Genomic DNA, 17,302 nt, shown 5'->3' with positions numbered 1-17,302 from the left:
GGCCCCAGCCCAGCCACCCGACCAGCCCCGCCCCACCCGACCAGCCCTGCTCTTTCTGAGCAGTACCGCCAACCGTCCAGCCCTGTCACCCCTTGACGAAGGAGACCCATGTTCTCGACCCTTTCGCCCGGCGCTCTCGGCCTCGACCTCGCCCACCCGCGCGCCGTCGACCTCGCAGCTGCCCACGGCTTCGGTGGCATCGATCCTGACCTCACCCACTTCCGCACCCTCGGACCCTCCGGCACCGCCGAGCATGCCGCCGTGGTCCGCGAGCAGGGCCTGCAGTGGGGGCTGGCGGGCCTGACCGTGCCGCTGGATGCTCCGGCCGCTGACTTCCGCCAGGCGCTGGTGGACCTGCCGGCCGATCTCGAGCTGCTCACCGCTGCCGGTGTCACCCGCATGGGCACCTGGATCCGCCCGATGCACCAGGAGCTCGACCACCGCCAGAACTGGCGACTGCACCTGGGCCGCCTCTCGCTCGTGGCCGCACTGCTCGACGACGCGGGGATCCAGTTGGGCCTGGAGTACATCGGCCCCAAGACCCTCTGGTCCGCCGAGCGCTTCCCCTTCATCCACTCCCTGCGCGAGCTGCGTGAGCTGATCGCCGAGACCGGCGCCGGCAATGTCGGGCTCATCCTGGATTCCTACCACTGGTACACCGCCGGGGAAGGCGCCACGGAGCTGGAGGGCCTCGCCGACTCCGACATCATCTCCGTGGACCTCAACGACGCCCGCGCCGACCGCGTGCGTGACGAGCAGCAGGACCTCGACCGCCGCCTGCCCTTCGACACCGGCGTCATCGACCTCGACAGCTTTCTCCGCGCGATCACGCGTGCCGGGTACACCGGCCCCGTCAAGATCGAACCGTTCATGAGCTCCCTCGCCGAGCGGCCCGTCGACGAGGTGCTCACCGAGATCTCCGGACTGCTGGATCGTGCGCTCGCGCACGGCGCCGATACCGACGGGGAACGCTGAGCCGTCACTCCAGTGCGAGACCGGCCGTGAGACCGGCGCGGACCGCCCCACCTGCCCGCGCGGCACGCTGATAAGTTCACTCACCATGCCTGACCTCGCTGCACTGATTCCCGACATGAGCCCTGTCGCCTGGTCGCTGGTGGCCCTCGGGGCGCTGATCGTCGGCTTCTCCAAGACGGCGCTGCCCGGGGCCGGCACCATCGCCGTAGGCATCTTCGCCTTCGCCATGCCCGCCAAGGAATCCACCGCCGCGCTGCTGCTCCTGCTGATCGTGGGCGATATGACCGCGCTGTGGGTCTACCGGCGCGAGCCGGACGTGCGCACCCTGGTGCGCCTGCTGCCCAGCGCCATGATCGGGGTGGTGATCGGCGCGTTCTACTTCGCGCGCGTCGACGGGGATGCAGTGCGCCTGACCATCGGCATCATCCTGCTGACCCTGGTGATCGTCACCGTGACCCGGCGCCAGCTCGCCCAGCGACGGGAGGCTGCGGCAGCCCGCGGCGCGGGAGGCGCCGACGGCGCGAGCGCCCGGACCGGGACGGGCCTGCCCGCCACCCGGGTGGAGGTGGGCGGCTCGAGATCGGGTGCTGCCGCGACCGTGCAGGGCATGGGCTACGGCCTGCTGGGCGGCTTCACCACCATGGTCGCCAATGCCGCCGGGCCCGTGATGTCGCTGTACTTCTACGCGATGCGGATGCCGGTGCTGACCTTCCTGGGCACCTCCGCCTGGTACTTCGCGATCGTGAACCTCTTCAAGGTGCCGTTCTCGGCAGGGCTGGGCCTGATCACCCGCGACACCCTGGTGATGGACGCGATGCTGATCCCGGTGGTGCTGATCGGTGCATTTGCCGGATCGAAGGTGGCCCGTCGGATCCCGCAGAAGGTGTTCGAGAACCTGATCCTGGTGCTCACCGTCGCCGCCGCGCTGGGCCTGCTGCTGTTCTGACGCGGATCTGCTGCTGTACTGACGTCGGGCCCGCTGCTGCGCTGACGTCGGGCCTACTGCTGCGCAGATGTCGGGCCCGCTGCTGCGCCGACGGGATCTCCCCCGGGGGCTCAGCCTGCGCGGAAGCCCTGCGCCTCGACGTCCTCGGGGGTGCCGGCGTAGATGATCTCCCGGACCTCGACCACCGTCGGCGCGGCACCGCCCACCCCGAGGTCGGCCGTCCACACCTCGCCGCTGGGATCGAAATAGGAGTTCGCGGTCGTGATATCGAGCAGCAGCGCGGAGTTCTCCCCGCAGTACAGCCAGCTCTGGCGCCCGGCATGGTGCTCGATGCTGTCGCGCGGCACCGGGGTGCAGATGCTGCCCTCGGCCAGGACCACCATCAGCGGCAACGGGTCCTCGGGGGCCGGCGCTGTGAACCCATCGATGGCGGGGGAGCGGATGCGCACGGCCGTCTTCTCGAGCGGATCGCGCACGCACAGCGCCTCGTCGCCCTGCACCTGCTTGCAGGCGATCAGCAGATCCTCCGTCGCGCCGCAGCTGAAATAGTTCTTGCCCAGCACCCAGCGGGAGATCTGCGGAGCCCGGTCCGCGCAGGCATCACCCTCGAGCTCCTCGATCTGCCAGCTCTGATCCGGCCAGACGCCGGTGATCGTGGTGGCGGTGGGCGGCTCGTCGCTCTCGTCCCGGTCTCCGCTCTCGACGTGAGCACCGGTGCCCCCACCGTCAGAGGGGTCTGCGCCGCCGCCCTCGGCGGAGGGAACCCGCTTCGGGGGCGCGTTCTGACCGGCGGGCGGGGGTTCGAACTCCGATGGCTGCGGCGCGGGAGCGTCACCATCGCTGCAGGCGGCCACCGAGACGGCCAGCAGCAGGGCGCTGAGCAGGGCGAGCGGTCGGTGGTGAGCGGCCAGGGGTATCGGTGTCCGTTCCGGGTGGGGACGACGGCCCGATCCGCCCTCCCCTGGGCTCTGCGAGCCAGGATAGGCCGCGTGCTCCGACAGGGAATGGAACCGGCGCAGATCGGTTGCTGCCTGCGCCCTACTGCCCCGGCGCCATCCGCGCCGACCCCGCCCAGTCCCGCATCCCTTCGATCACGTCGAGCAGCTCGGGCGGATCGATCACCTCGACCGGGGCACCGATCCACGCCAGATGCATCGCCACCCAGTGCAGCTCATCGGCGCCGGCGCGGAGGATGCAGGCGCCCGGGCCGTCGGCCGTGACCGTCCCGGACCGGGCGGGGACCTGCGGGGCGACCTCTTCGAACGGGGCGAGTATCCGCACCGTGGCCGCCGCGCGGTATCCGCCGACCGTGATCGATTCGCGCACCGTGGCTTCGATGTCCGGGGTGGGGCGCTCGGTGATCGTGAAGGTCGAGGGGTGCACCGCGTGCATGCGGTCCAGCCGGAAGGTGCGCCAGTCCTCACGGTCCAGGTCCCAGGCGAACAGGTACCAGCGCCCCTCGACGGAGAGGACCCGGTGGGGCTCGAGGCGACGCTCACCGCGCTCGCCACCCAGCTTCTCGTAGTCCACACGGATCCGTCGCCGGTCGCGCACCGCGGTGGCCAGGGCCAGCAGCACCTCCGCCCGGGCGACGGGCATCGGCCGGGAGACCACCCCCAGGGCGTTCGACACGGCGGAGACCTCCGCCCTCACCTCCGGCGGCAGGATCCGATCCAGCGCAGCCAGCGCCCGCAGGGCCTCGGCATCCAAGCCCTCGATCCCGGAGGAGGCGGTCAACCGCAGGCCGACGGCCACCGCGACCGCCTCATGCGCACCGAGCAGCAGCGGCGGCAGCTCCCGCCCGGCACCCAGCTGGTAGCCGCCCCCGTGCCCGGCGGAGGTCAGCACCGGATAGCCCATCTCGCGCAGGCGGTCCACATCCCGCCGCACCGTCCGCACCGTCACCTCGAGCTCGCCCGCCAGCTCGGGCCCGGTCCAGACGGTGCGCGACTGCAGCAGGGCCAGCAGTCGCAGTGCTCTGGTGGTCACGTTGCTCATGCACACACTCTGCCCGACTTCGAGGACAGATGCTGTCCGCAAGGGCGAGAACGGTGGGTCCTGCCCGATCGACCGTCCCCACGCGGGCCCACGGCCCGCTGCCGAAGAGAACAGAGAGCACGATGCCTTTCCTCACCGCCGAGACCACCGACGAGCGCGACAGTCTCGCCACCTTCGCCCAGCAGCAGATCGACCAGGTCGCCACGGCCCTCCACGGGCTGGAGCGCGAGCAGCTCGCGCTGGTCCCGAGCGCCTCCGGGATGAGCCTCGGAGCGCTGGCCCGGCACGTCCTGCTGATATCCACCGGAGCGGCACAGGCCATGGTGGCCGCCCCCGACGCTCCGCCGGCGCCCACCGGCACGCCGCAGCAGCTCATGGCCGAAGGCGGACTCGCCCCGGACGCCCTGCGGGAGGGGGACACGCCCGACTCGCTGATCGAGCAGCTCCAGCAGGTCGGCGCACAGCTCGCCGCCGCGATCCGCGGCGTCGATCTGGAGACCCGGGGTCCCGTTCCCGATCAGCCCTGGTTCGAGGGGCGCGCGACGTGGAGTCTGCGGTGGTACGCCCTGCATATGATCGAGGAGAACGCCCGCCACGCGGGTCACGCGGACCTCCTGCGCGAGAGCATCGACGGCAAGGGTGCCTACGAGCTGAACGCCCTCGCCGCCGGACAGTCCTGGCCGCCTGCCAACTGGTGAGCGCAGTACGACCTCACCCCGCCCGTCGGCCCACTGCCTCACCACATCTCGACACCCCATGGAGGATCCGATGACCAGCGACGAAACCACCCAGAACCCGCAGGCCCGTGGCATCGACGGTGACCTGCCCACCGTGCTGCTCGACCAGATCGAGCCCCACGTCCGCGAACACCTGCGGCCCCGGCTCGAGGGCCTCACCGACGAGGAGTACTTCTTCGACCCCGGAGGCGTCGGCCGGGCCTGGACCGTGCATCCCCGAACGGCCGACGGCGAGACCCCGCCGACCTCGCTCCAGGGCGGCTCCGGAGCGATGACCATCGACTTCGAGTTCCCCGAACCCGACCCCTCGCCGCTGACCACGATCTCCTGGCGGCTGGGCCACATCATCGTGGGCGTGCTCGCGATGCGCAGCCACGACCACCTCGGCGGCCCGCCCGCTGACTACATGAGCTGGGACTACGCCGCGACCGCGACGGAGGCGCTCGCGCAGTTCGATGCCGAGTACGAGCGCTGGATCACCGGCGTGCGGAGCTGGGACGCAGAGGAGCTCCAGGTCGCCGTGGGCGAGGCGGAGGGGCCGTGGGCCGAGCACTCCCGCGCGACCCTCGTCGCCCACATCAACCGCGAGCTCATCCACCACCTCGCCGAGATCGCGCTGCTGCGAGACCTGTGGGCGCATCGGGGGTGAGTGGGCGAGCACGCGGGGACTGGTCGCGAAGAAGCTGAGCACGCAGGAGCTGAGCATGCAGAAGCTCAGCGCGAAGGAGCTGTCCGCTCAGGCGGCCGGCTCGACATGGGGCAGCTCGCGGGCCGGCCCGCTGTGGGAGGCCCGCCCCGGGGCCATGAACGTCTGCAGCGCCAGCACCGCCGCACCGACCGCGCAGGGATGGGGCTGGACTTGGGAGACCGCCACCGACATCTCTGCCCCGAGATTGCGGGCCCGGGCGGTGAGCAGTTCCTCCATCACCCCTTCGACCAGCACCGGGGCGACCTGCATCCCCGGCCCGGAGAGCACCACCGCAGGGATCCCCAGGGCGCTGGTGGCCGACCAGACCGCCTGAGCCAGGGCAGAGACCGCCGCGACGAACACCTTGCGCGCCCGGGGCTCCCCGTGGGCGGCCGCCAGGGCTATCAGCACTACGTCGCTGCTCAGGGAGGCGGGGGTCAGCCGCAGTCCCAGGTCCTTCGCCAGGCTGCCGGTGCGCACGGCATTCTCGATGATGGCGCGGGCCGAGGCGTACTGGTGCAGGCAGCCGCGGCCGCCGCACTTGCAGGCCGGCCCCTCGGGATCGATGCCCACGTGATCCAGGGTGGCGGAGCTGGCCGACCCGGGCTGCAGCGGCCGGCCGTCCAGGAGGATCGACAAGCCCAGCCCCGCATCCATGTGCACCGTCGCGCACAGCCCGCTCTCGGGCTGCTCGCCGCTCCAGAAGCTGCCGAGCGCGGCGCACGCCGGAGCGTTCGCGCTGATGGAGGGGATGTCCAGGCCCTCCGAGATGGTGCGCAGCAGGGCCGGGCCGCCCCCGTCGAGTCCGTAGGGGATCGCAAAGCCGATCCCGGTGGCGGAGTGCGCCTCGGCCTCCGGCCGGATCATCGACAGCGCCCGACGCAGCGCAGCGCCTACCTCTGTCGGATCGGAGGAGCTCTCCAGCGGCACTGCGATCCGGGCGCGCAGACCGCCGGCGAGATCAACCCCTGCCAGAGACAGGCGGTCCGCGTCGATGGTGCAGCCGATCGCCCAGCGCGCCTGGTCGTTCAGCCGCAGCAGGGAGGCGCGCTTGCCGCCGTTGGACGCTGCGAAGCCGCTCTCTACCAGCAGTTCCGCCGCGAGTAGGCGCTTGACGGCATAGGTGACGGTCGCCGGGGTCACGCCGAGCTCCCGGGAGATCTCCACCCGGCTGGTCTCCGCGCGGCGGCGCACCAGCTCGAGAATCGCGGCGTCCGTGGTGGAGGCGCTGCGCTCGCCGATCACGCTCATCGCCCTCTCCTCTCCCGCTGGTCCTGTGCTGGTCCCGGCCAGTCTGGCACCCGGGCTGAGACGCCGGGTCGCTCCGCATCGTGATCATTCCGTTGCCTGCTCCAGGCCGCCTCGCCTCTTGACGGATCGTGACCGAGGTCTCCACAATACCCATACTTCATTAACGTAATGAAGGAAGTTTCCCAGAGTGATCGACCCGGCACGCGCTGACGCGTGACAAGGAGAGCAACGATGCACCTCAGTCGTCGAGACCTGTACAAGCTCACCGCGCTCGGCGCGGCCCCCGTCGCGCTCGCGGCGTGCAGCACGAGCTCCAACCTCGAGAACGGCGGGGGAGGTGGGACCGAGGAGCGGCCGATCATCACCACCACCGCCAACACGGGCCTGGCCGAGAACTTCAACCCCCACTCGCCATCGGTGATCTCCCTGATCCAGGGCCTGATCTACGAGACGCTGTTCTACTTCAACCCCCTCGAGCCCATCGACCAGGAACCCGCCCCGCTGCTGGGCGAGAGCTACTCCTGGAACGAGGACGGCACCGTCCTGACCGTGAAGACCCGCTCCGGTGTGGTCTGGGCCGACGACACACCCTTCACCGCGAAGGACGTCGCCTTCACCTTCACCAAGGTCCGCGACACCGAGGCGCTCAATGCCGCAGGCACCGCCCCGTCGGCCGAGGCGATCGACGACACCACGGTCGAGATCACCTACGCCGAGCCGTCCTACACCGAGGGCCCCAACGCCCTGGCCCGCACCTGGATCATCCCCGAGCACCTCTTCGCGGACGTCGATGACCTGGCCACCTACGCGAACACGGAGCCGGTGGGCACCGGCCCCTTCGCCCTGGACGACTTCACCCCCGAGTCCTACCTGCTGCTGGCCAACGACAAGCACTGGGACGAGGGCAAGCCCGCCATCGGCGGGATCCGCGCCATCGCCATCTCCGGCAACCAGTCCGGCACCGACATGTGGTTGGCGGGGGAGATCGACTACATGTCCTCCGCGATCCCGAACCTCGAGGAGCATGTGGCCGCCAATCCCGAGCTCTCCTTCACCAACACCGGCATCTCCCAGATGGCGCTCATGGCCGCCTCCAATCCGGAGCTGGGCTGCGAGGGACCGCAGACCGACGTCGCCGTGCGCAAGGCCCTCTACTACGGCATGGACCGCGAGCAGCTCTCCAAGCTGGCCTTCTTCGACCTCGGCACAGACATCTCGCCCTCCTACGGCCTGCCCGAGCGCGACGGGGACTTCATCGACCCCTCGATCGAGAACGCCCCCTGGAACGCCCAGCCCGACGAGGCCAAGAAGATCCTCGAGGACGCGGGTTATGCGCTCGGCTCCGACGGGGTCTACGCCAAGGGCGACGTCCGGGTCTCGATGACGGTCTCGTGCCCCACCGGCTGGTCCGACTACGTCACGGCGCTGGACACCCTCGCCGCGCAGTACAAGGAGATCGGCATCGAGCTGATCCCGCAGCAGGTCTCGGTCAACGAGTGGAACGACGCCAAGGCGCGCGGGACCTATCAGCTGGTCATCGACTCCGTCGGCCAGGGCCCCGCACCGGATCCCTACTACCCCTACCGCAACCACTTCTCCACCGACAACACGGTGCCCGTGGGCGAGAACGGGAACCCCTACCACAACGTCACACGCTTCTCGGATCCCGACGTCGACGCCGCGCTCGATGCCGCCGCGGCGACCGACGATCCCGAGGTCAAGAAGGAGCACTACTTCCTGATCCAGCAGCGGCTGGTCGAGGTGATGCCGGCGATCCCGGTGATGATCGGCTCGAGCCTCACGCAGTACAGCTCCGCGAAGGTCTCCGGCTGGCCCACCCAGGAGGACCTCTACGCCTACCCGATGGCCTGGGCGGCGCCGGACAACTCCATGGTCCTCAAGGCCATCGTCCCCGCCAGCTGACCCACCGGCCCGCGCCGCCCCGCTCCGCCCCGACCAGGGCGGAGCGGGCGGCGCGGCCCGGGCGACGAAAGGATCTCGAGGCAGTGCATCTCCTGCGCAAGATCGGGTTCTACCTGGTGGCCCTCTGGGCCGCAGTGACCCTCAACTTCTTCATCCCCCGAGCCCTGCCGGGGAGCCCGGTGGACGCCGTCCTCGCGAAGCTCGCGCTGCGCGGACCGGTCGCCCCGGAGACCCGCCAGGCCATCGAGGTGATGCTCGGGGCGGACACGGACCGATCGCTGTTCCAGGAGTACTTCGCCTACCTCGGCGGGCTCCTGAGCGGCGACCTCGGCGTCTCGGTGACCTACTTCCCGACCCCCGTCTCCCAGGTGGTGGGCCAGTCCCTGCCCTGGACCCTGGTGCTGGTGGGCCTGGCCACCACCTTCACCTTCATCCTGGGAATGGTGCTGGGCACCCTGGCGGGGTGGAAGCGCGGGACCTGGCTGGACTCCCTGATCCCGGCCACCACGATCCTGCAGGCCGTGCCCTACTTCTGGCTCGCGCTGCTGTTCATCTACGTGCTGTCGGTGAACCTGGGGATGTTCCCGATCTCCGGCGGCTACGACTACACCCTGGTGCGACCGGCCTTCGACTACCCCTTCCTCTCCAACGCCCTCTACTACGGCTTCCTGCCGGCGCTGACGATCGTGCTGTCCTCGCTCGGCGGCTGGCTGCTGGGGATGCGCAACATGATGGTCTCCACCCTCAGCGAGGACTACATCCTCACCGCCGAGGCGAAAGGGCTCTCCCCGCGCCGCGTGATGGTCATGTACGCCGCCCGCAACGCGATGCTGCCCAGCGTCTCCGGCTTCGCGATCTCGCTCGGCTTCGTGGTCTCCGGCTCGATCGTGGTCGAGACCGTCTTCTCCTACCCGGGTGTCGGATTCACCATGCTGCAGGCCGTGCAGAACAACGACTACTCGCTCATGCAGGGCATGTTCCTGATCATCACCGTGGCCGTGCTCGCGGCGAACCTCGTGGTGGACCTGCTGTACGGCGTGATCGACCCCCGTACCCGAGCGCGAGGCTGAGGAGCACCGATGGCCACGTCCACAGACCCCACGTCCGCAGTCCCGAACTCGGCAGCCCCCACCGCCGGGACCCCCGGCCGACTGCGCGCCTCGCTGCGCCGCCTCGCCACCCCCTCCCTGGTGATCGGGGCGGGCCTGGTGGTCGTGATCACCCTGTTCGGACTGATCGCCCCCTTCTTCGTGGCCGACCCGCTGGCGATCTCCAACCTCGGCATGGCGCCGCCGTCGGCCGAGCACTGGCTGGGCACCACCCAGACCGGCCAGGACGTGCTGGCCCAGCTGGCCTGGGCCACCCGCGGCTCCCTGCTGGTGGGCGTGATCGTGGCGGTCCTGGCCCTGTTCCTCTCCGCCTTCTTCGGGATCCTGGGCGGATACCTCGGCGGCTGGATCGACGAGGGCTTCTCCCTGTTCACCAACGTGGTGCTGATCCTGCCGGGACTGCCGCTGATGATCGTGATCGGCTCCTACGTCCAGCAGCGCGGCCTGCTGCTGATCGCGTTCATCCTCGCGATCACCTCCTGGGCCGCCGCCGCCCGCGTGCTGCGCTCCCAGACCCTGTCGATCCGCACCCGCGACTACGTGCAGGCCGCGAAGGTCGCCGGAGAGAAGCCCCACCGCATCATCGCCGTGGAGATCCTGCCCAACCTGCTGCCCGTGATGTCCAGCGGCTTCGTCTTCGCCCTGATCACTGCGATCCTCGGCGAAGCGGGGCTGAGCTTCATCGGCCTCGGCGTGGTGGGCACCCAGACCTGGGGCTCGATGCTGTTCTACGCCCAGAACGGCCAGGCCCTCACCCTGGGCGGCTGGTGGTGGTTCGTCCCGCCGGGCCTGATGATCGCGGCGCTGGGCTGCGGCCTGTCGCTGATCAACTTCTCGATCGACGGCATCATCAACCCGCGCCTGCGCACCGCCCCCAAGGCCGCCCGCTCCGTGCGCCGCGCGGAACAGGGTGCCGAGCGCGCCGACGATTCCGAGGCCACGACGAAGGAGGTCCTCGCATGAGCACCCCGATGACCGGGCCCGTGCCCCCGGACCACCCCGCCCACGATCCCGACCCGAACGTCGAGACCGCCTCGGCGATCGCCCGCGGCGAGCTCGGCGATCCGGCCCTCCAGGACTCCCTCGAGCAGGGCCGCACCGGAGGCGATGGCTCGCCGGTGCTCGAGGACCCCGTGCTCACCGTCAAGGACCTGAACATCGTCTATGAGGTCGGCAAGGGGGTGCACGCCGTCCAGGACGCCTCCTTCGTGCTGCGCCGCGGGGAGATCCTGGGCCTGGCGGGGGAGTCCGGCTGCGGGAAGACCACCCTCGCCTACGGGCTGAACCAGCTGCACCGGCCCCCGGCCCGCATCACCGGCGGCTCGGTCACCTTCCACGACCGTGATGCCGCCGCCGACGTGGACGTGCTCGCGCTCGAGGGCTCGGCGCTGCGCGCCTTCCGCTGGTCGAAGGTCGCGATGGTGTTCCAGGGCGCGATGAACTCCCTGAACCCCGTGCTGAGCATCCGCACCCAGCTGGGGGACGTGCTCACCACGCACCGACCCCAGATGGACCGGGGAGAGCGACGTCGGCGCAGCGAGGAGCTGCTCGAGCTGGTCGGAGTGGACCGCGGCCGCATCGACGCCTACCCCCACGAGCTCTCCGGCGGCATGCGCCAGCGGGTGATGATCGCGATGGCGCTCGCCCTGGACCCGCAGCTGATGATCATGGACGAACCCACCACCGCGCTGGACGTCGTGGTCCAGCGCGAGATCCTCCAGGAGGTGCTGCGACTGCGCCGGGAGCTGGGCTTCGCGGTCGTGTTCATCACCCACGACCTGCCCATGCTGCTGGAGATCTCCGACCGCATCGCGGTGATGAAGCAGGGGCGGATCGTCGAGCTCGACACCGCCGAGAACCTCTACTTCGCCCCGCAGCACCCCTACACCCGCCGCCTGCTGGGCTCCTTCCCGTCCCTGACCGGCGACGCCGGGGACTTCGTGCGCGCCGGCTTCAGCGGCGCCGACCAGGAGGCCACCCGATGACCACCCTGACCGTCACCGATCTCCACAAGTCCTACCGGCTGCGCAGCGGGGCGCGCGTCACCACGCTCCAGGCCGTCAAGGGCGTCTCCCTCGAGCTGAGCCCCGGCCGCACCGTGGCCCTGGTGGGCCAGTCCGGCTCCGGCAAGTCCACGATCGCCAAGATCCTCGCCCAGCTCGAACGGCCCACCTCCGGGACCATCACCCTGGACGGCGCCCCCGTCGGCACCCGCGGCAGGGCCCTGGCCCACTACCGCGATCACGTCCAGATGGTGTTCCAGGATCCCTTCGCCTCCTTGAACCCCTTCCACACCATCGCCCACCACATCGAGCGACCCCTGCTCCTGCACGGCCGGGCCACCCGCGCGAACCTGCGCGAGAAGGTCTGCGAGCTGCTCGAACGGGTCAACCTCAGCCCCGCGACGAGCTTCCTCGAGCGCCGACCGCACGAGCTCTCCGGTGGGCAGCGCCAGCGCGTGGCCATCGCCCGTGCGCTCGCCCCGGAGCCCACGGTGCTGATCGCCGACGAGCCGGTCTCGATGCTCGACGTCTCCATCCGCCTGGGCGTGCTGAACCTGCTGGCGCGGCTGCAGCGCGAGGAGAACCTCGCGATGCTCTACATCACCCACGACCTGGCCACCGCCCGCCACTTCTCCGATGAGATCCTGGTGATGTACCGCGGCGAGGTGGTCGAGCGCGGTCCGGCCGACGACGTCATCCTGAACCCCCAGGCCGAGTTCACCCGGCAGCTGCTGATCGCCGCCCCCGAACCGGGGAACAACCCGCGCTTCCTCGCCGAGGCCCAGCGCCGCGGCGTCCCCATGCCCGACCACCTGGCGCTCGCCGAGGAGAATTCGTGACCCTGACCAGTACTCCCGCCCGTCGGCCCCTGCACGAGGGCTGGCAGCTGAGCATCACCGACGGTCCCGCCCCCTTCGCGGTGCGCGAGGTGCCGGCCACGGTGCCCGGCACCCTGATCACCGACCTGCATGCCGCCGGGCTGATCCCCGATCCGTACCTGGACCGCCACGAGCACGACCTGCAGTGGACCGGGGACTGCGACGTGCTGTACGAGACCGGATTCGACTGGGCACCCAGCGGCGCCGAGCGGGTGGACCTGGTCGCCGCCTCCCTCGACACCGCCGCGACGGTCCTGCTGAACGGCCTCCGCATCGCCGAGGTGCAGAACCAGCACCGCTCCTGGCGCTTCGATGTCACCGACGCACTGGTCGAGGGGACCAACCGGCTCGAGATCCGCTTCGCCTCCCCGCTGCGCACCGCCCGCGAGAACGAGCAGGTGCTCGGGGTGTTGCCGGTGACCGGCAACGACCTGCCCTACAACGCGATCCGCAAGATGGCCTGCAACTTCGGCTGGGACTGGGGGCCGGTGCTGGTCACCAGCGGCATCGCCGGGCCGATCGGCCTCGAGGAATGGTCCGGGGCGCGCCTGGCCGAGGTGCGCCCGCAGGTCACCGTCGAGCCCGGCGCCGGCTCCGAGGCCGGCGCGCGCGGGCTCGTCGACCTCACCGCCCTCCTCGAACGGGCGGATCTGCTGGACGAGATCGCGGTGACCGTCTCGGCGCGGCTGCTGGACCCTGCCGGGCAGCAGGTCCAGGAGCTCATCCGCTCCACTGCAGAGGACGAGATCGACCTGCGCCTCTCGGCCGCGGACCCGCAGCTGTGGTGGCCGCGCGGCTACGGCGAGCAGCCGCTGTACACCGTGGCCATCGAACTGCGCGACGCCGCGGACCAGGTGCTCGATGCGCGCGCGCACCGGATCGGCTTCCGCACCGCGGGCGTGCTCGAGGAGCCCGACGAGATCGGCACCTCCTTCACGATCGTGGTCAACGACCGCCCGATCCTCGCCAAGGGCGCGAACTGGATCCCCGATGACTGCTTCCCGGTGCGCCTGACCGCCGAGGACTATCGCGCGAGCATCACCGACGCCCTCGAGGCCGGGATGAACACCCTGCGCATCTGGGGCGGGGGCCTGTACGAATCCGAGCTGCTCTACGACCTCTGCGACGAGCTGGGGATCCTGGTGTGGCAGGACTTCACCACCGCCTGCGCCGCCTACTCCGAGCTCGAACCGCTGCGCAGCGAGTTCGAGGCCGAGGCGCGCGAGCACATCGTGCGTCTGGCCTGGCACCCCTCGCTGGTCCACTGGAACGGCAGCAACGAGAACGTCGAGGGCTTTCACCACTGGGGCTGGCAGGAGCACATCCCGGAGGGCGCAGGGTGGGGCCTCGGCTACTACACCGAGCTGTTCCCGTCCCTGCTGGCCGAGCTTGACCCCACCCGCAGTTATACCCCCACCAGCCCCTACTCACGACCCCTGCCCGAGGACCCCCGCAACCCCGATCACGGCACCGTGCACAACTGGGTGGCCTGGGCGTCCGAGGAGGACAACGACTACCTCCGCTACCGCGACACCGTCCCGCGGTTCTCCGCCGAGTTCGGATACCAGGGACCCGCCAACTACGCCACCCTCGCCCGGGCCGTCACCGAACGGCCGCTGAACGAGGACTCGGAGACCATGCTGTCCCACCAGAAGGCGGTGGGCGGCCAGGACAAGCTGCGCCGCGGCATGGCCGGGCACCTCCCCCCGGTCGAGGGTTTGGACGACTTCCACTTCGCCACCCAGCTGAACCAGGCGCGCGCCCTGATCTGCGGGATCGGCCATTACCGCTCGCATTGGCCGGTGTGCGGCGGCACCATCGTCTGGCAGCTCAACGACTGCTGGCCGGTCACCTCCTGGGCCGCGGTGGACGGCGACCGCCGCCGCAAGCTGCTCTGGTACGCGCTGCGCGAGGTGCATGCGCCGGTGCTGCTGACCATCCAGCCCCGCGAGGACGGTCCGGCGATCAGCCTCGGCAACGACACCGACGAGCCCCTGAGCGGGACGCTGCGCCTGCGCCGCCAGAACCACGACGGGCAGCTGCTCGCCGAGGCCACGCTCGAGGTGCAGGTCCCCGCCCGCTCCGCGGCCACGCTGCCGCTCCCGGCAGAGCTCGCGACCGCCACGGACCCCGCCGCCGAGGTGCTGCTGGTGCAGCTGGCGGGGACCGAGGTGCGCACCGTGCACCCCTTCGCGGAGGACCGCGACTCCGCACTGGCCGGGGGAGCGGTGACCGCGAGCGCCCAACGGGTCGCGGACGGCGTCGAGATCACCGTGAGCGCCGGCTCGACGGTGCGGGACCTGTGCGTGCTCGCGGACAAGGTCGATCCGGCCGCGACCGTCGACCGCCAGCTGGTGACCCTGCTGGCCGGAGAGAGCGCACGGATCCGGGTGCGCACCACCGCCACGGTGGACCCCAGCGCCTTCCTGGCCGATGATGTGCTGATCAGCGCCAACGATCTGGTCGCCCGGGCCCGCGCCCGCGCCGCCTGAGACCGCCGGGGAGGCACTCCATGGCCACCATCGGGATCACCATCCCCGAGTCCGTCTGGTCCGCACGCTCCGAACGGTTCTACACCCAGGCCCTGCACGGGCTCGAGGACACCGCAGTCTCCCAGGGCCACACCGTCCTCAGCCACGTCACCGGCAGCCCGGCCGAGGAGCTGGAGACGATGCGGCGCTGGGCCGAGCGCGACATGGTCGACGTGGTGATCCTCAAGGATCTCCTGGATGGGGACGACCGCCCGCACCAGGCCCGCGCACTCGGCCTGCCCTTCGTGGTGATCGGCGATGTGCGCCAGGGAGAGTTCTCCGCGGTGACCGTCGACAACGCCGGCACCATGCAGCATCTGCTCGAGGACCTCCACGGGCGGGGCCACCGGGTCATCGGCCATGTCGGCGGCCCTTCGCACCTGCTCCACAGCCGCTGGCGCTGCGAGGCCTATCGGGAGTTCGCGCAGGCCCGGGAACTGCCCGCGCTCTTCGCCGAGGGGGACTACGGGGCCGACAGCGGCGCCGCCGCGACCCAGGCGCTGCTGGACGGCCCGCAGCGACCCACCGTGATCATCTTCGACAACGACGCGATGGCGATCGCCGGCGCTCACCGGGCGGTCGCGGCCGGGCTGCGCGTGCCCGAGGACCTCTCGATCGTCGCCTGGGACGACTCCCCGGCCTGTCAGACCCACGAACCACCGCTGGCCGTGCTCGAGCACCTCCCGCACCAGCTCGGCGTGGACCTCGCCCGCGCCGCCCTGACCCTGCTCGCGGATCCGGGCACCCCGGTGCGTCTGGCGCACGAGGTGCCGCGGCTGCTGCCCCGCGGCACCGTGAGCACCCGCGCCTAGACCGCGCCCACGGACCGTCGGCCCTCGCGAAATCGGACCGTCGGCCTTCGCGAAAGTGGACCGTCGGCCTTCGCGAAAGCGGACCGTCGGCCTTCGCGAAAGCGCTTGCCTCTAGACTCCTCGACGTGACCACCCCCGAGGCGACCGACACCGCGACCATCCCGCCCCGCCGGCGCACCGCTGGAGCCCGCATCACCCTCACCCTTGCCGCTCTGGGCATGCTGGGCCCCTTCACGATCAACACCGTCTTCCCCGCGTTCACGCAGATCGGGGAGGAGTTCGGCGCCTCCGACGTGGTGCTGCAGCAGCTGATCAGCGTTTACCTCGCCTCCTTCGCCGTGATGAGCGTCTTCCACGGACCGCTCTCGGACGCGCTGGGCCGCAAGAAGGTGATGCTCGCGGGCCTCGCGATCTACATCCTGGCGATGTTCGGCGCGGTCTTCGCCTCCGGGATGGGCATGCTCATCGCGCTGCGGGTGCTGCAGGGCATGAGCGCCGGTGCCGCCACGATCGTCTCGCGGGTGGTGATCCGCGACCTCTTCGCGGGCGCCGAGGCGCAGCGTCTGATGGCACAGGTGATGATGATCTTCGCACTCTCCCCGGTGATCGCCCCGATGCTCGGCGGGTGGTTGCTGCTGCTGGGCGACTGGCGCTGGGTGTTCGCGGGCGTGGGCATCTATGGCGTGCTGGTGATGGTCGCGACCGCGCTGATGCCCGAATCCCTGCCGAAGGAGAACCGGATCCCGCTGCGAGTGGGCTCCGTGGTCGGCGCCCTGTGGGAGGTGGGCCGTTCCCCGGCGCTGGTGCGGATCGCCCTCGCGACCGCCTTCGGGTTCGCCGCCCACTTCGTGTTCGTCGCCGCCGCGCCGATCATCGTGGTGCGGCTGCTGGGACTCGGCGAGCAGGACTTCTGGGTGCTGTTCGGCCCGCTGATCATCGGCATGATGGCCGGGTCCTACCTGGTGGGCAGGGCGGCCGACGCGATGGACCGCTCCCGGCTGATCACCTTCGGCTACGTCGGCACCGTGATCACCAGCGTGCTGAACCTGGTGCTGGTGATGGTCTTCCCGGATCCCTCCGGGCAGCTCGATGCGAGCCTGATCCCGGTGCTGATCGGGCCGATGCTGATGTCCTTCACCGCGTCGCTGTTCTTCGCCCCCATCCAGCTGGAGATCCTGGATCTGTTCCCGCACCAGCGCGGGGCCGCCGCATCGCTGGGCACCTTCTTCACCCTGATCATGAATGCCCTGCTCTCCGGGGTCATCGCCCCGCTGATCACCGGCAGCCTCACCGTGGTGGCGGTGGCCGCGCTCGCCTACGTGGTGATCGGGTCGCTGCTGTGGGCCTGGCATCTCGCCGAGCGCCGACGCCAGCCGATGCGTGCGGCAGCCCCGCTCTGACGTTCCCGCGCTGAACCTTGCGCTGAACTACGCGCTGCAGCTCCCTTCGAG

General features: G+C 70.6%; 15 protein-coding genes. 12 read left to right on the top strand and 3 right to left on the bottom strand.

Annotation, left to right across the window (positions count from 1 at the left end):
* Positions 1-108 precede the first annotated feature (108 nt).
* On the top strand, positions 109-975 hold the full coding sequence (locus Q0937_RS07000) for a sugar phosphate isomerase/epimerase (protein WP_299301457.1): 867 nt from the start codon (positions 109-111) through the stop codon (positions 973-975).
* A gap of 115 nt (positions 976-1,090) precedes the next feature.
* Positions 1,091-1,921, top strand: a complete 831-nt coding sequence (locus Q0937_RS06995) for a sulfite exporter TauE/SafE family protein (protein WP_299301454.1) — start codon at positions 1,091-1,093, stop codon at positions 1,919-1,921.
* Between the two features lie 110 nt (positions 1,922-2,031).
* On the opposite strand, the gene Q0937_RS06990 is transcribed toward Q0937_RS06995, so the two are convergent.
* Both Q0937_RS06990 and Q0937_RS06985 read right to left on the bottom strand, forming a co-directional pair.
* Positions 2,032-2,775, bottom strand: a complete 744-nt coding sequence (locus Q0937_RS06990) for a hypothetical protein (RefSeq protein ID WP_299301451.1) — start codon at positions 2,773-2,775, stop codon at positions 2,032-2,034.
* Between the two features lie 184 nt (positions 2,776-2,959).
* A complete protein-coding gene (locus tag Q0937_RS06985; protein WP_299301449.1) occupies positions 2,960-3,919 on the bottom strand; it encodes a YafY family protein in 960 nt (319 codons plus the stop codon).
* A gap of 122 nt (positions 3,920-4,041) precedes the next feature.
* Here Q0937_RS06985 and Q0937_RS06980 point away from each other — a divergent pair, with 122 nt between their 5' ends.
* Both Q0937_RS06980 and Q0937_RS06975 read left to right on the top strand, forming a co-directional pair.
* Complete coding sequence (locus Q0937_RS06980) at positions 4,042-4,617, top strand: DUF664 domain-containing protein (protein ID WP_299301446.1); 576 nt, start codon at positions 4,042-4,044, stop codon at positions 4,615-4,617.
* 70 nt (positions 4,618-4,687) lie between these two features.
* The gene (locus tag Q0937_RS06975; protein ID WP_299301443.1) at positions 4,688-5,305 is read left to right on the top strand and encodes a DinB family protein; all 618 of its coding nucleotides are present in this window, start codon (positions 4,688-4,690) and stop codon (positions 5,303-5,305) included.
* 87 nt (positions 5,306-5,392) lie between these two features.
* On the opposite strand, the gene Q0937_RS06970 is transcribed toward Q0937_RS06975, so the two are convergent.
* Positions 5,393-6,595: an ROK family transcriptional regulator gene (locus tag Q0937_RS06970; RefSeq protein ID WP_299301440.1), complete on the bottom strand. Its 1,203-nt coding sequence runs from the start codon at positions 6,593-6,595 to the stop codon at positions 5,393-5,395.
* 231 nt (positions 6,596-6,826) lie between these two features.
* Here Q0937_RS06970 and Q0937_RS06965 point away from each other — a divergent pair, with 231 nt between their 5' ends.
* The 8 genes from Q0937_RS06965 (at position 6,827) to Q0937_RS06930 (ending at position 17,251) form a co-directional block, all read left to right on the top strand.
* Positions 6,827-8,518 (top strand): ABC transporter substrate-binding protein, encoded by a 1,692-nt coding sequence (locus Q0937_RS06965; RefSeq protein WP_299301437.1) that lies wholly within the window; start codon positions 6,827-6,829, stop codon positions 8,516-8,518.
* Between the two features lie 83 nt (positions 8,519-8,601).
* Positions 8,602-9,588 carry an ABC transporter permease gene (locus Q0937_RS06960; protein WP_299301434.1) on the top strand — a complete coding sequence of 329 codons (987 nt, stop codon included), beginning with the start codon at positions 8,602-8,604 and terminating at the stop codon, positions 9,586-9,588.
* A 9-nt stretch (positions 9,589-9,597) separates the two neighbouring features.
* Positions 9,598-10,590: an ABC transporter permease gene (locus Q0937_RS06955; RefSeq protein WP_299301431.1), complete on the top strand. Its 993-nt coding sequence runs from the start codon at positions 9,598-9,600 to the stop codon at positions 10,588-10,590.
* A gap of 155 nt (positions 10,591-10,745) precedes the next feature.
* Positions 10,746-11,612 (top strand): ABC transporter ATP-binding protein, encoded by an 867-nt coding sequence (locus tag Q0937_RS06950; RefSeq protein WP_363323217.1) that lies wholly within the window; start codon positions 10,746-10,748, stop codon positions 11,610-11,612.
* On the top strand, positions 11,609-12,469 hold the full coding sequence (locus Q0937_RS06945) for an ABC transporter ATP-binding protein (RefSeq protein WP_299301426.1): 861 nt from the start codon (positions 11,609-11,611) through the stop codon (positions 12,467-12,469). The genes Q0937_RS06950 and Q0937_RS06945 overlap by 4 nt, the downstream gene beginning before the upstream one ends.
* Positions 12,466-15,000, top strand: coding sequence for a glycosyl hydrolase 2 galactose-binding domain-containing protein (locus Q0937_RS06940; protein WP_299301423.1), 2,535 nt, complete (start codon positions 12,466-12,468; stop codon positions 14,998-15,000). Before Q0937_RS06945 ends, Q0937_RS06940 begins: the two co-directional genes overlap by 4 nt.
* A 20-nt stretch (positions 15,001-15,020) precedes the next feature.
* Positions 15,021-15,851, top strand: coding sequence for a LacI family DNA-binding transcriptional regulator (locus tag Q0937_RS06935; protein WP_299301420.1), 831 nt, complete (start codon positions 15,021-15,023; stop codon positions 15,849-15,851).
* A 125-nt stretch (positions 15,852-15,976) separates the two neighbouring features.
* On the top strand, positions 15,977-17,251 hold the full coding sequence (locus Q0937_RS06930; RefSeq protein ID WP_299301417.1) for a Bcr/CflA family efflux MFS transporter: 1,275 nt from the start codon (positions 15,977-15,979) through the stop codon (positions 17,249-17,251).
* The last annotated feature ends 51 nt before the right edge of the window (positions 17,252-17,302 follow it).

Origin of the sequence: uncultured Brachybacterium sp. (assembly GCF_947500705.1) — a bacterium.
In the GTDB taxonomy this organism is placed as follows: domain Bacteria; phylum Actinomycetota; class Actinomycetes; order Actinomycetales; family Dermabacteraceae; genus Brachybacterium.
Note: the sequence above shows the minus strand (reverse complement) of the source record. Positions and strands in the feature narration are given on the sequence as shown.

What these genes read in the sequence shown, in the direction of transcription:
- Q0937_RS06980 (WP_299301446.1), top strand. Translation starts at nt 4,042, where the DNA reads ATGCCTTTCCTCACCGCCGAGACCACCGACGAGCGCGACAGTCTCGCC.
- Q0937_RS06985 (WP_299301449.1), bottom strand. Translation starts at nt 3,919, where the DNA reads ATGAGCAACGTGACCACCAGAGCACTGCGACTGCTGGCCCTGCTGCAG.
- Q0937_RS06975 (WP_299301443.1), top strand. Translation starts at nt 4,688, where the DNA reads ATGACCAGCGACGAAACCACCCAGAACCCGCAGGCCCGTGGCATCGAC.
- Q0937_RS06965 (WP_299301437.1), top strand. Translation starts at nt 6,827, where the DNA reads ATGCACCTCAGTCGTCGAGACCTGTACAAGCTCACCGCGCTCGGCGCG.
- Q0937_RS06955 (WP_299301431.1), top strand. Translation starts at nt 9,598, where the DNA reads ATGGCCACGTCCACAGACCCCACGTCCGCAGTCCCGAACTCGGCAGCC.
- Q0937_RS06970 (WP_299301440.1), bottom strand. Translation starts at nt 6,595, where the DNA reads ATGAGCGTGATCGGCGAGCGCAGCGCCTCCACCACGGACGCCGCGATT.
- Q0937_RS06935 (WP_299301420.1), top strand. Translation starts at nt 15,021, where the DNA reads ATGGCCACCATCGGGATCACCATCCCCGAGTCCGTCTGGTCCGCACGC.
- Q0937_RS06995 (WP_299301454.1), top strand. Translation starts at nt 1,091, where the DNA reads ATGAGCCCTGTCGCCTGGTCGCTGGTGGCCCTCGGGGCGCTGATCGTC.
- Q0937_RS06945 (WP_299301426.1), top strand. Translation starts at nt 11,609, where the DNA reads ATGACCACCCTGACCGTCACCGATCTCCACAAGTCCTACCGGCTGCGC.
- Q0937_RS07000 (WP_299301457.1), top strand. Translation starts at nt 109, where the DNA reads ATGTTCTCGACCCTTTCGCCCGGCGCTCTCGGCCTCGACCTCGCCCAC.